Origin of the sequence: Paraburkholderia largidicola, from assembly GCF_013426895.1 — a bacterium.
In the GTDB taxonomy this organism is placed as follows: Bacteria; Pseudomonadota; Gammaproteobacteria; order Burkholderiales; family Burkholderiaceae; genus Paraburkholderia; species Paraburkholderia largidicola.
This window is the reverse complement of record NZ_AP023177.1, coordinates 384,299-398,117: the sequence shown is the minus strand read 5'-3', so window position 1 is coordinate 398,117 and position 13,819 is coordinate 384,299. Positions and strand designations below refer to the sequence as shown.

The window sequence follows — 13,819 nt, the reverse complement described above, 5'->3', positions numbered from 1 at the left end:
TGCTGCCACCTTCTTTCCTATATACAAGGATTTTTACTTGAGAATGCAAAAAACCCTGCAGATCGCGCGAGCGGGCGAGCGGGCGACAAAATTCTTCCAACATAGAAAAACGGTGCGAGGTACCCCTTGTTGACAAAGCCCTTTAAGGTGCAAGCAGCCGCCCAATTGCTATCGACCACAACCGATACGGTTCGCCGAATGGTCGATGAATCTGGCATCGAGGTTACTCGACAGGAGGAAGGGACAAGAACGAGATTGTTTTCTGTTGAGAATATCTTCGAACTCGCTCGGTATCGCGCCAACCGTCGCGGAAAACCCAAGAAGAAGCAGCAGGTCGTAGCGACTGTTTACGCGCCGAAGGCAGGGGTGGGTAAGACAACCTTGGCGAGTAACTATGGAACGCTCTTCGCGCTCAAGGGCCTCCACACGCTCATTGTCGACCTCGATCCTCGAGCAAAGCTCACCCAGAGCTTTGGATATGACCCTGAACTGACACCCGACGAAGCCGCGAGCGCGGGCATCAGCCATTCGCGATCTGTCGAGTACCACTTCGGTAACCTAGTCCCGAACTACGCGAATGAGCGTGTGACCTTGCAGGAAGTAATTAAAAAGCCGTACGGCGAATACGGCCCACACCTAATCCCGGCTGATTTAAATTTGGACCGGCTGGACACGATTCTTATGTACGACGCGCTCAAAGAGCGCAACGCCGATTTCGTCATCGGGAATTTGCTAAAGGACGGGCTCGCAAAAAAAGACTCGCTCTTTGCTGTTTCTGACTATGACATCATTCTGTTCGATGCTCCGCCGACGAAGAACCGCATTACGAGCAGCGCCCTGCTTGCATCTGATTATCTGATTTCGCCTGTCTCGATGGAAAATTATTCGACTAAGGCACTGTCGTATCTTTCAAGCGTACTGACAGAGATGCAGAATCGATTCGAGCGGACTCCCGAACTTATCACCGTTTGTAACTTCTTCGATCCAAATCGAGTTCGCGTAATGGGGCAATTAATGACGTCCGCTCAAACGCTCGGTGACTCATGGCTTGACGCCTCGATCCGTCGGAGCGAAGACTTTGCGAAAGGGCCGACAGGAGAGTCTGACCTTCCACTCGTTCTTTTTAAGCCGAACAGTCAGGCAGTGACAGAACTGCGCGAAAGTGTTGACGCACTTTTGCTCCGCATGGGACTCGATGGCCCAACCTGATATAGGCGAGCCCATCAGACACTATTGGCTCTCTGCCGGGCAAGCGCCAGGTGCATGGACTGGGCATCAGTGTTTCGCTCGCAACGATTTGTAACAGAAAAGGATAACTGAATGGGAGACCAAGAGTTTTCGCCAAGCGTGATCTCGAACCGCCGCACCGCAATTGCTGTTCATAGGCGGTTGCGAGATGCGAGGTCGCCGATGCTCAAGCTGGGCCGATTCTATTGCTCAATGCTGAATCGGGGCATATGGGAGAGCCAAAAATCGATGGCTGCAGAGCTAGGGATCTCGACCGCACATCTCAACAAGATGATCGCCGCAGTTCGCCTGCCGCAAGAGATTCTGGCGCTATTCGATGGCCAGAGATTGTCATTTCGAAACGTCTCCTCTCTTAATTTTCTCGTTGAGCAATTCGGTGAGGCAGAAGTTCGCAATCGCGCGAATACGATACCGAAAGGTACTGGCCTCGATGCCATCTTCGCCGTTCTCACGACAGGCAAGCCTGCTCCTCGACCCGGCGTTCGGGTCAGCATCTCCGCTGACGCACGATATCTCAGGGTCGACGTACCGAATATGGCGACAGTTGCTCCGCGGGTGAAGGAACTTGAGGAGCTTCTCGACGCAATGCTCGGAAACGGTTTCCGTCCGAGCCGTTCACTTGACCGGCCATTCCGTTTCGACAGCCAAGAAACACATCACGAAGGCACTTGATGCTTCTCTTCGCGGGAGTCATGCAGCATCGGTCGAGGGCCATCGCCGCCTGCCAGAAGAGGTAATTGTTCGTCTAAGGTAGCCGGGGGTCGAAATTGCCGCGCGGCCGTCAAACTTAATCGTCCCGCCGTCCTTCCTAACGGGTAGCCGTACATACGGTTGCCGGTGCCGTCGAATGGTTGAGTCAACCTATATGGAGGTTTACTGGCGCGAGCGGCGACACGCGCCGCACCTCGTAAGGCAGCGCGCACGTGCGGCCGGTCGCCGCGCGTGCGACGGCTGCAACAGTATGTGAAAAACATCAAGCAGAAAGTATTCAAGATGCTCGCACAGGACATCGACCCGGCTGTCGTTGAGGAGATTTCGGCGCTTCTCAGCAGGGTGCGGTGACGAAGTCTGACGTCCAGGAAATCAACACCGAGATGCAGAAGCATCTGATCCATCAATCAACCGAACCGTGCTCGGCCAGACCAAATGGGGGTAAAACCAGATCGAGAAATCGGAACGTCACGCGTGCGTCGCCGAGCAGGCCGAGCATCACGCCGCGATCGGTGCCGTGACCTTTGCCCGTCGCGCCAAGCGAACCGTACAGATCGACTTTCACGGATGCCGTGTTCGCCAGGAGTCCGTCGCACTCGAGCCCTTGCGCGAACATCAGCCCACACGCATGCATGGGATCGACTGTGTGCGAACTGGATGGGCCAATGTTGATCTCATTGCCAGCCAACCGTCCGCAGTCCGGCGTGCGACTTCGACTGATGCAGCGAGCGGGCGAGCGATGCGACGCGCGAGCTACATGCACCTGCGATTGCCAGTCACACTGGAATCACGATGCCGCATTCCTCCAGCATTCGCCGAAACGCGGTTGCACTCTCGTCGGCTGGACATGACACTTGCGGAGCATCACCGGCGCGTGCTGGAACTCGCGTTGCCTACCGGAGCCACGGGTTCCAGCACGGCGAAAAACGGCCACCACGAAAGTGAAACGATGTCTGCGAATCGCACACTTAACCGATCAGAATGAAAAACTGGAAAGGCACCGCGACCATCTCCTCATTGGGGGATGGTCGAACTCGTTGCAAACCCGCTGTTGTTCTCGCTAACGCTCACGCAGCCGCGCGCGACGAATTCACGCGTCCGAATATGAATTGCCCCAGGTACCACACCAGCTCCGCGCTCCCAACGATCTCCTCCTCTGTTACCGTCGCGGCCTCGAGCTTCATCCGGCGCAGCATGAGTTTGCCTTCCCTTGACGTCACCCATGCGCGGATCAGTTCTTTACGGGTTCTGGCATCGGCCGCGTTGAAGTGTTCGCGGCCCTTACGAGACTCCTCGTTCATACGTGCACGGACTTCTTCTTCGCGCGAAGCGATGGTGCGCGCGACCGAAGCCTGGGTTTCTGTCTTTACCACTTCCGCATCAGTTTCTTCCGTAAGCAGCTTCGCCTGGACCTCGACCATCTTCCTCTCGGCTTCAGACATCTTCCAGTTATCACGGAGCGCGCGCATCAGGTAACCAGCGGGACTGCGTTTTATCTGTCCGCGGTTAAGCTTGAAACGTGTGTATTCGACAGCTTGCTGGATGTGCGCATCGGTCCACACTTCGCGGTTCTCGGAAATTTCGCTGAACTGCTTTGTGGACAGGTTGAATTCTTCCTTAAGAATCTTGTACAGGTGGCTGGCGTCAGCCAGGCTGGCCAGCGCGGCGTCAGCGGTATCCTTGCGCTTGAGCAGGAATCTGATACGGTCGATTTTCTTCGACGTGGTGGACTCCGTCCGGGTTTCATAGGACAGCTCGATGTCCGACACCTCATTGATTTCACGCACAGCAGGCTCCAGCCAGTCGCGCTTGAAGTATTTGAAGATGGCCGCGTTCGCTCCCATTTTGCCCGGCCAGTTTCGCATGTCCTCAAGCCGTATCCATTCCGTCCGGCCGTTCGGGACACTGGGCAGGACCTGGTCATAGATCGCGCGCGCCAAGCTGCGGGTAAAAGCCGTCGAGATGCGCAGACTCAGCCAGTGTGATTTTTTGGGATCGCGGATGTGTGGGACCAGACGGGGATGCACGTCGAACCGGACGCGCCCGCGGTGAAAGCCGACCATGCCCATCAACTGGACCGAAACCCATAGATCGTTTTCGTTTGGATCGCGGTCGAGCGGCGTGTCGGTAACCTGAATCTTCGCATCCTGCGCTTCTTCTGCAATAGTACGCAGGTGCTTCAGATTGCGGCTGTCGTAGCGCATCAGCCACTTGAAATAGTTCAGCTCGACGTCGTATTGGTCCCGTGCTTCCTGCTCTTGGGCAACAATGAAATACGCGGCATCCAGGAAACGTCGCGCCGGCAATCCCATGTTGACAACCTGGGTGAAAAAATTGTTGCGCTGGTAACCAATCTCACGGCTGGCTTCGCTGATGGGTAAGCCCAGATCGAACATGTCCTCGAACAGCGCGAGCGCCATCTGCCGAGGCGTCACTTTCGGCTTGCCTTCTTCCGGATTGTCCTCCGCCGCCATGTTCCCATCCGCTATTAGTTTTCGCTGCCCCGGAATTTAGCATCCATTGGTGAGCTGTCAACACACAAAACCTCACCATCAGCCAGTGGTGCCGAGTGCTCACCTGCGGCGCCTCGACGACCAGCACAACAGACCTCACCTCAGCACAACAACCCTCACCATCACCGACCCGCATCTTCCGTCAAACCGTTGCGCAGTGTGGGCCCGCCTCGCGCGTCTCGCGCCGCGCACAGCCAACCTCACCTAGGCACTGAGAGGCAAAATGCGCACATTAGACCTCACCTTGCTGCACAGCGTGCCTCACCCTTCTCACACAGCAGCACTCACCTTCGTGCACAGCAAACCTCACCTTTGACACACTAGACCTCACCTTCCCGAGGTTAAGACATTGAAAACAAAGAATGTCGAAGGTCCCTGTTGGTTGGTGGGGTGGTTTACGTTTTAAAACAACAAACCAACCCGTGATCAAAAAGGATTGTTGTCCTGCTTCGTGCATGGTGAGGTCGATTGTGCAAGAAAGGAAAATTGCTTGAAGGTGAGGTTGATTGTGCTGCGCGTTAGTCCTAGGCGCGTTGTTCCCCTCCCGAGCCGAGACTTTTGGTCATACGCGCGCATTGGAAGGCGTGGTTGATTGTGCGTACGGTCTCTGGTCTGCAAAAGTCAGTGCCAGCTGCCGTCGTAATCAGCGGAAGGTGAGGTTGTTTGTGCAATTTCTGCCGTGCGTGTTTTCGCGGGATCACGATATGCACAACGGACCTCACCATGTGCCGTAATTTTAAGCAAAGCTGTTTTCGCATATTGGCGGGCGGCTTTGAACGCGCACAAATGACCTCACCTTGCCGCCTCAGCCGGTGACGCTTAGACCGACTGCAAGTCACTCTCCGCGACGGATCGCAGCGGTTACGGATGCGGAGACATGTCGTGCTTCGCCTGCGATCGCATCGAGGTTTCGACAAAACGTCGCGGTGAGGGTTGTTTTTCCGGGACTCCGCATGAAAAACAGCGCTTTATAGAGAAAACTTCAAGTGTTTGCTGTATTCTGAGGTTTATCGAAATTTTCGGATAAACCTCAGAATGGTGAAAACGAGCCAACTTCCTGCTGTAGACCGAACGGTTCCTCTTGAGCAGATTAGCCAGTTCGCTGAAAGGGTCTCGATTTTTACAGACGAACTGCGTGACACCATTCTTGCTCCCCGACCGCGAAAAGCTGCACCTGTTTTTAAAACAGGAGAAATCGCGGAGATGTGCAACATTTCTCATTCACAGGTCCAGTACCTCGCCACCAAGAGCGAGGGCGAGTTACCGCCCGGTACTGCCGCTGGCACTGGCCGCACCCGCACGTTCACGCTGGAAGAAGCGCGTATCTGGGTTCAGAAGGTCTCCGATATCTACCAAACGCCGCTCGTGACAGGAACGCGTGAACCGGATGGGAGAATTGTCATAACTGCCCAGTTGAAAGGTGGCTCGGCGAAGACCACCACAACCATGTGCCTCGCACAGGGGCTGACGCTGCGTGGGCGCAAGGTGCTTGTCATCGATCTCGACCCACAAGCCTCGCTATCTGAACTGTGCGGGTTGTACGCAGAAAAGGACGTCACGCCGGACGACACCGTGCTGCCGTACATCTACGATCAGGAAGTCGACGGCGGTCTGGAAGCAAGGGTTCAGTCGACCTACTGGGATGGGCTTGACGTGATTCCGGCGCATACGGAACTGATCGGTGCTGAGTTCCATCTGCCCGCGATGCAGAAAATGAAACCAGGGTTCCGGTTCTGGACGGTACTTCGGCAGGGTCTTGAGCCGCTACGCAAACGCTACGACTACATCCTGATGGATACATCGCCTTCGCTGTCGTACCTGAACCTGAATGCACTCCTCGCGGCCGATGCGATGGTCATGCCGATGGTCCCGGAAAACCTGGATTTCATCAGCTCGCTATCGTTCTGGCGACTGTTTTCAGATGTGTCCAAGAGCTTCATCAAATATGAGCAGGACAAAAAATACGATTTTATCTCGCTAATGCTTTCGAGGGTTGACTATGGACGGACCTCGTCCGCACCGATCGTGCGCGCATGGGCACAGAGCGCATACGAGAGCTGGCTGCATTCGATTGAAGTGCCGGCCAGCTCCGTGATGAGTACGGGAGCGCTGGCATTCTCAACGGTATTCGACGTCAGCAGCACCCACAGCGCGGCCAAATCGTTGCAGCGTGTACGACAGCCGCTTGTCGACTACTGCCGTTGGGTAGACGAAATCTATGCAGAAAAATGGAGGAACGCGCAATGAGTAACATGCGAGAGCAACTGCTGGCCAAGACGTCGGGTATCCGGGCGACTTCGTCGATCAAGGAAGATGAGGTCAAGCGCAGCAACCGGACGCAGACGGCGCCTGGCCTTGCGGGTGCGCTTGCCGTCGCGCAACTCCGTGTGCAGGAGCTCGAGTCCACCGGCGCAGCAACGCAACTGGCGGTCTCGGACATCGTGCCGAACCCTTGGCAGCCGCGAAGGGTATTCAATGACGCGAAGCTCTCAGAACTGGCGGAGTCCATTCGTGAAGTCGGACTGATGCAGCCCATCGTGGTCCGTCGCTCCGACGATGTCTATCAGATTGTGGCGGGCGAGCGTCGGTGGCGCGCTCACAAGATGGTCGGACTCGACGCCGTGAAGGCTGTGGTCGTGGAGTGCTCCGATGCAGACATGGCCGTGCTGGCATTGGTGGAGAACGTGAGTCGTGACGACCTGTCCGATTATGAGATCGCGATGTCTATCAGGCAGACCGAAAAGGAGTTTCCCGACCGCAAGCGGATGGCAGAGGCACTCGGGATGTCCCGCAGTGGGCTTTACCAGTTCCTCTCGTTTGAAAATCTGCCTGACTTCATCAGGAAAGATCTCGACATCCAGCCAAGGCTGCTTGGCGGGACGGCCGCCCAGGCGATCGTTACGGCAATCAGGAAGTACGGGGACGACGGCGTGAACGCAGCGACGGAACTATGGCCGCTCGTTGTGAAGGGCGAAATGGACCAGGGAAAGGTAGCTGCGGCCATCAAGGCGTTGGCCACCCGCCGGACTACGACGGCGGATTCTGCAAGCGAGCGCAGCATCGATAAGTTCTTCGCCGGAAAGGAGCACGCGGGCTCCATCACGAAGGATATTAACGGAATCACGGTGAAGATTAGGGCTGGCGTCCTCACTGATGCACAGGAGACGCAGATCCGGGAGTTGATCAGCCAGATGTTCCACGCTCACCCCAAAGCGAACTGAGGAACACTTCATTCCTGAGCCGAGCCCGCTTCGCGCGGGCTTTTTTTCGTCCAGCCGCTGCCGGTGCGTCTAGAGTCTAGACACACCGTTGGCCCGGTTGACATTCGGCCGGGCGTCGCCTCACCGCCAGATGCGAAGTGGCCTGAGCCGGACGACGTGTCTAGAGTCTAGACAGATCCGGGGGATAGCCGTTGGGACTCGCACTCGGTAGGTTACAAGGTGAGCCAACACCTGCTCTCCTCCAACCACTCGCTGCCTCGTGCACCCTACTTCGGCATGCTGGCTGGCAGGGTGTGCACGCGCGGGATAGCCTGCCAACCCCCTCGCGCCGTCACCCCGGGTCAAGGAGTCCGGCCAATCGCACGGTCCCCTTCCGGTTAGCGACGCAAATTCCCGACAACTTCCGTCGACTTACGGCAAGTCACGACGGCCCTACACCCTGCGCGGTTCCGGTGGCCGACGTCTTCGCCTTGCTAAGGCGACGGCGTTCGGCACCTAGTTGATGGCCTTCCCGCACACAGCGTGGTCGTCCGGGGGCCGTACACTACGCCTCACGGTACGAGGGTGAGTAGCGTCAGGGGAGCGATTCGACATGGCCCCTCTGACCGGGATTAGTAGTGTCCCGCTTTGGTTATCTTTCCGTGCATGGCGGGGATGATAGGTATCGCGAGTGTGAAAGGTCGCTCGCGGACCTGCATGCCGGTTGCTGTCGCGCTTCAGCAAGGGACAGGTGCCTCCCGGGGTAGCATGCGGCCTTCACATATTGGCGTGCAGCAGCGAGCTAATCACTTGAACTGCGGATGCCACGACCGGGGGGGGACCGCACAATGCTTGCGCCTTCCCCTTTGACCTGGTGCATGTCTGTATCCCGCCCGACTTCCAGTGCTTGTTGCCCTGGGTAATCGCGGGGCGCATGGCGCAACCGCTGTCGTCGGGCACGAGATCTGCTCGGATGCGCCACGCCATGTGCGGGCCTTCCAACGCTGTGTCAAGGCTATGCAGGAAGCCGCGTGCGGAGGGCGGTATGTCACGGCCATCAGCACCTTTTCGTCTCGGCCACGCTTGCAAACGCACTGCGGAGTGCCGTCCATGCCCGCTGGGACGGCACAGGGCGAATGGCCATCGACAGGCGGTCAACGGGCGGGACATGCGTCATATTCATCACGCCAGCCGCGATCTCGGTCGCCTTGTTATTCCGCATCTGTGTGTCGACGCGCGACAGCGGTGCCCCAACACCGGGGGCGGTAGGTGACGTGTGATTGTGTCTAGACTCTAGACACGCATCCAGCGAGGCAACAAGCAGGTGTTTTGCGAGATATTGCGCCTTGGCAGCGAGATGTTCAGGTGCCGGGTTGATCTTCCATGCGAGACGGACAACGCCCGTCCCGCACGAGCCCCTACGCCTCGCCGACCGACAGCGCGTCCTCGAACACGTTCATGGGCTGGTAGCGTCGGATGTCATTCCCTTTCGTGTCGAGGGTGCTCGTGCTGAGGCTGGCATGCCCTATGTCTGCACATCGCGCAGGTCACAGTCTGAATCGAAGGCGTGGTCCGCGTGCGTGCGGCGTAGCCAATCGGTACTCGTCCGCCACAAATCGGCCGCGGCGCTTAGATAGGAAGACTAGAACAGTTGCGCAACGTGCGTGAAGATGTGCCTGCAGACGCGGGGTAGCGCGTCGGGTGTCAGAGGCCAGCACCCTATGAGATGGCCGATCAGTGGTGTATCCATCCGCGCAGTCCGCAGCGTGCAGGGCTCTGGGCCGCACCTGCAGGGAGTCGGTGAGGTCTGCATCAACCGCACAGGCTTTTGCGCTCGACCTGCAGGGTCCACCCCTCGTTGACCACTAGGTTGACCGCATCGCGTGACCAGGCGCCCGTGGTGGCGGTCACCAATTCCAAGCGGCGCGGTCAGTCGCAGGCTAGCAACAGCGCGAAATGGTCGAGGTGATCGGCTGGCGTCGGACGCCGCTGACTGACGGTCTACGGCACGAAACGACTGCGTACGCGTCTGGGCCAAGTCCGCCGCGGCCCCCGCCCGTTTCATGCAACCCTAACCTAGCCGGACCATGGGCCGGGTTGATCAGAAGGTACTGCTGCCTGACCGGCGAGCCGCACATGGCCGACAGCAGCTTGTGGGCGATTTCGCGGACGCAATCGCGAAATGGCTTGATGAAGGGCCGTCATGCCGGATAGAACAGTTCCACTTTGCCTGGCGGATCCAGCGCCCCGTCGGATGCGGATCGGCGAGAAACCGTTGATGCACGCGCCAAGGTCCAATGTGTTCAGCGACGATGATCGCGCGCAGTAGCAGCCGTTCCGCTTCGCGTCGCAGACCGCGATCCACGCATGGAGGACGTTGAGATCGCGATCGAGCGCGCCCTGATAGGCGAGGCGCGGCGCGCGGTTGAGACGCTGCGATCTGTCGCGTTGGCCGGTAGCGGCATCGCCTGCAGCGATTTGAGCGGCGTTACGTCAATCGATGTCCCCAGTTGGGGTGTCCTTGCAATCCCTGGATGAGCGGCTCCGAACCGCCGGCGCGGCACGGTCACAAGAGGCGACAGCTCGCCGAGCGACGCGGCATGCAGCGACAGCCCATGATGCGCTGCGCGCCTTTCGGATCGAAACGCAGCGCGGCGGTGCGCCAGCGCGGCTGCCGGCGCCGGAAAAGCGCCAGCAGGTAGGCGAGGGTGTTAGTCCCGCGACGGCTAGCCGTGCCGCCACGAAGGGATCGAACTAGCTGTCGAGCGGGTGGGTTATGCTGTGGCGTATCGGCGAGGGCCGATGCTTGCGGGCAAGCGCCACCCGCTTGGCGCGCGAAGACGAGCATTGCGGGCACTTCCGGTCGACACGCGGCGAGGTCACGGAGCGGAAAGTCGGCGCAATAGAGCATCCGCAGTTCCGCTTCGCCGGACACGCCATCCAGGTCCACCTGGTCGCCTTACGTATCGAGCATTAGCACGTCGTCGTGGCCGTGTAACTCTGCGGTGGTAGTACCGCCCGGCATCAGGCGCAGGTGCTGTCTCGGTATCGCGAGCGCGTCGTACGACGGCAGCCAGCGCATCGTGCAAGGTCACGATACTCCGGCGGGTTACGCGCACGTCGATACAGGGTGAAGTGCTGTCGAGTGTGTACCACCCCGACGGCCTTATGATGCGTGAGCGGATTCGGCACGGCTCGCGCCATGGCAGGCGTAGCCAGTCGTTCCTCCCGGGCTCGTGGATCGGGCAGACGTATGCGCCCATCTGGCCGTGCTTGGACAGGGCCGCTGCGGCACCCGCTCACAACATGCGGTGGCGTTGCCGGGCCGTGGACGCCTGTTCGCCTTGGCAAACGCTCACCAACAGGCGCTGCCAGCGCGACATTCCCGAAGCTTTCAACATTATCGGGCCGTAATGTTAAATCACTAGCGTTGCTGGGTCGGTTGTCCGTGAAACATCCCGGGCGGCGGATTAAAAGTTATAAATCATTGATTTAGTGATCTTTATTCGAGTTATTTGTCGAATGTTTCACGGAAAAGGACAGGCCGAGGTCCGTCAGCAGTCCGTGGCCGCCAGTTCAGCATATTATTGCAACTTTCGCGCTGAAATGTAGTGTTCAATACGTTATTCGTAACTTCGCGGCTCATTGCGGTGAACGTGAGACCACCAAGAGGAAGATCAGAGCCTGAGTGCGCGAAATCGGAACTGCGCTGATCGTACGGCATGGGTGCCGCATGCGCTTAAGGGCAGCGGTACCGACTTCGTGTCGCGTTGGCCAGATCGGTTTCGACGCGGTAGTAGGCAAGCCATGTGATTGGTCGTCGAAGCGCGGCGAGGAGGGCGCAAAGGCGTTCGACCATGACGGCCGCGTGGACACGCGGGTCATCACCGCAGGCCGGTGCCATCTGCGCCCGGAAATAATTTCAGCGATATCCCCGGCGCCGCACCCGTCCCCTATACTATTTTCCGACTACAAGCAGAGTAAAGGGCGGGTGCTATGGCCGAACAGAAAGCTGACGACACGAACAGCGCAATCGAACGTCTGCTGCGTGAGATCGATCTGCTTGACCGGCTCGAGCGTGAGGGGCACCTGGTCACGAATGGTCCACAGTTGCGCCGACAACTGAAGGCGACCCTCGAGCACCTGCGCGCCCGCGTGATGACCGACTAGCGGCAGGCATCAGCAACGGAAAAGGCGTTGTCGGGTCCGCATGACCGGATCGCGTTGCCGCCCCTGCATTCCCGCATTGAATCGCGGGGACCGCTGGCGGGTCGCCCCGCGGAGGCCTGCACCGTTCGGCGCTGCGCCTGGTCGCCGCACGTCTCTCCAACCGCTCCCGTGATCCAGCCGTAGACAGTATTAAAAGTGTCTCCGTTGCGCCAATAATTCTGTCAACTCGCGTTCGTGTAATGCAGCGGCGCAAAAAACTCCAGCAGATTCAGTCTGTTACCAGAACCGAAATAAAAGTGTCTCCAACTGCTTTTGAGATGCCGGCGCCGACAACTCGCGATCACGCACTTCCGGAGCCGCCGTTCATGTCGTTGCCCGAGCGCAGCAGCCAGTGGCGACTGAGCGCCATGCGGTCCTGCCTGCTCATCGCGGGAATGGTCGAGCGGAGCGATAGTCGACCATAACTGACATGGGAACGGCACCCCAAGCATCGAAACGGGGCCTCGATTACGCTGGCGCTGAGGATGTGCGGCGTCTCGCAACTGCAATGCAGACAACGTGTGTCGAGTGATTGATGATGTACGGGACAGCGCTCTTCCTCCTCAAGTTGATATAGCACGCTGTGGTAGCCATGCGCGGCGCACAGTCTGCAATATCGGAAGGCCGGGTGAGTCGGAACCGCAAGGGCTGCGTCAAGCAAGGACATCCGCAAAACCCCTTCGGGCAAACGGAGTACGCGACACAGACGTGCGAGTTCGATGTTGTCGCGCACGGGTGCTACACCCATAGACGGATCAACCAACGGGCTGATCAGATGCATGAGCGCGTCTCCGGGCAGTACGTTCGCGCACGCGAACTTCCACAGGATAGAGATCAGCGATTCGCCGGGCATCAGCCACTTCTGGTTGAACGCACTTCCTCGCGAAAGCGAAAGCTCCCACTCATCAAACGCCAGAATCGGGAAGCGCGGGCGCGTGAGTGCCACGAGATCACACCGTTGCCAGCACGCGGCCCGTCGCATGGCGGGACTGAACATAGCCGCAGTGCTGAACCGCGTGAGTCCACAAGGCAGCATCAGGGCAATGCCCCGGAGCGTCCTTGAGCTCACTTTCCTTGAGCACAATCTCGACAGCGCGAGCAAACGATTCCATCGGTATTTCAAGGTTGCCCGGCAGGCTCGCCTTGTGATGCGCAGCCTCGAACGCTTGCCAAAGCGTTCCCGAGTCGGCAACCAGACGATAGCCGGCGTCAAACGCCTGTGGGATGTAGAACCGCGTGAAGCTCCAATGAGAACCTTCCGGATACGCGGTCTGATCGTAGCCATTCAGGCACGTGGCGACATCCTCGGCGTTCCTGATGCCATAAAACGCGAGTTCCTCGACCATCAGACGCGCAACGATCTGTGTTTTGCCTGCGACCTGCAGGGCTGTTTTCTGCGCCAGAAGTTCCTGCTGGCCAACGAGGAACGTGAAGAGCTTGATCTGCTGGCGATCGAGCGCATCATGCACATCCCGCAGCCATTCATATTCATTCTCGTTGTAACGTTGGCTCTCATCGCAGAAGAGGAGTACGGTGCCGCTTCCGGCGCGGGCCGCGGCCTCGCGGATACGCAGCGAGAGGCGACTGCGCTTTGCCGAACTCGTACCCGCGTGCGGAGCATGATCACCGACGGCCTCCAGCAGATTGGTGAAGAAGGGGCCTTCCGCGTGTTTCGGCTTGTGCTCGCACTGTGCATGGTAGCTGGACATCTTCGGGTACTGACGCGCAAGCAGGAGCCGCACATACTCGATCGCGCGGGTTTTGCCAATGCGCGGCGGTCCATAGATAAGTGCGCCAGGGATCCGATATCGCAGGCAGCGGGTGACAAGTTCATAGAACGCTTCGATCGCGGGCGTCGCCAGGCGGTAATTGCCGGTGACGAGCGGATGCAATGAAGGATCAATCGGACGCGGCACTTCGAGCGACATGATGCACCTC

General features: G+C 58.6%; 8 protein-coding genes and 1 pseudogene. 5 read left to right on the top strand and 4 right to left on the bottom strand.

Annotation, left to right across the window (positions count from 1 at the left end; all coding sequences use genetic code 11):
- Positions 1-198: 198 nt before the first annotated feature.
- Both PPGU16_RS41105 and PPGU16_RS41100 read left to right on the top strand, forming a co-directional pair.
- Complete coding sequence (locus PPGU16_RS41105) at positions 199-1,209, top strand: ParA family protein (RefSeq protein WP_180727312.1); 1,011 nt, start codon at positions 199-201, stop codon at positions 1,207-1,209.
- Between the two features lie 111 nt (positions 1,210-1,320).
- Positions 1,321-1,920 carry a hypothetical protein gene (locus PPGU16_RS41100; RefSeq protein ID WP_180727311.1) on the top strand — a complete coding sequence of 200 codons (600 nt, stop codon included), beginning with the start codon at positions 1,321-1,323 and terminating at the stop codon, positions 1,918-1,920.
- A 514-nt stretch (positions 1,921-2,434) separates the two neighbouring features.
- Here the strand turns inward: PPGU16_RS41100 and PPGU16_RS41095 are convergent.
- Positions 2,435-2,593: pseudogene (locus PPGU16_RS41095) on the bottom strand (serine dehydratase beta chain); the annotation flags it as partial.
- Positions 2,594-3,026: 433 nt separating this feature from the next.
- Positions 3,027-4,433, bottom strand: a complete 1,407-nt coding sequence (locus tag PPGU16_RS41090) for a replication initiation protein (RefSeq protein WP_180727310.1) — start codon at positions 4,431-4,433, stop codon at positions 3,027-3,029.
- A 1,074-nt stretch (positions 4,434-5,507) separates the two neighbouring features.
- Between PPGU16_RS41090 and PPGU16_RS41085 the strand changes: the two genes are divergently transcribed.
- The 3 genes from PPGU16_RS41085 to PPGU16_RS41075 all read left to right on the top strand — a co-directional run bounded on the left by PPGU16_RS41085 (position 5,508) and on the right by PPGU16_RS41075 (position 11,842).
- Entirely contained in the window at positions 5,508-6,719 is a 1,212-nt protein-coding gene (locus PPGU16_RS41085) for a ParA family protein (protein WP_180727309.1), read from the top strand.
- Entirely contained in the window at positions 6,716-7,693 is a 978-nt protein-coding gene (locus tag PPGU16_RS41080; protein ID WP_180727308.1) for a ParB/RepB/Spo0J family partition protein, read from the top strand. Before PPGU16_RS41085 ends, PPGU16_RS41080 begins: the two co-directional genes overlap by 4 nt.
- A gap of 3,975 nt (positions 7,694-11,668) precedes the next feature.
- Positions 11,669-11,842 (top strand): hypothetical protein, encoded by a 174-nt coding sequence (locus PPGU16_RS41075; protein ID WP_167306622.1) that lies wholly within the window; start codon positions 11,669-11,671, stop codon positions 11,840-11,842.
- A 340-nt stretch (positions 11,843-12,182) separates the two neighbouring features.
- Here PPGU16_RS41075 and PPGU16_RS41070 read toward each other — a convergent pair whose 3' ends face one another.
- Both PPGU16_RS41070 and PPGU16_RS41065 read right to left on the bottom strand, forming a co-directional pair.
- Positions 12,183-12,827, bottom strand: a complete 645-nt coding sequence (locus PPGU16_RS41070; protein WP_180727307.1) for a hypothetical protein — start codon at positions 12,825-12,827, stop codon at positions 12,183-12,185.
- Between the two features lie 4 nt (positions 12,828-12,831).
- Positions 12,832-13,809: an AAA family ATPase gene (locus PPGU16_RS41065; protein ID WP_180727306.1), complete on the bottom strand. Its 978-nt coding sequence runs from the start codon at positions 13,807-13,809 to the stop codon at positions 12,832-12,834.
- Positions 13,810-13,819: the final 10 nt, after the last annotated feature.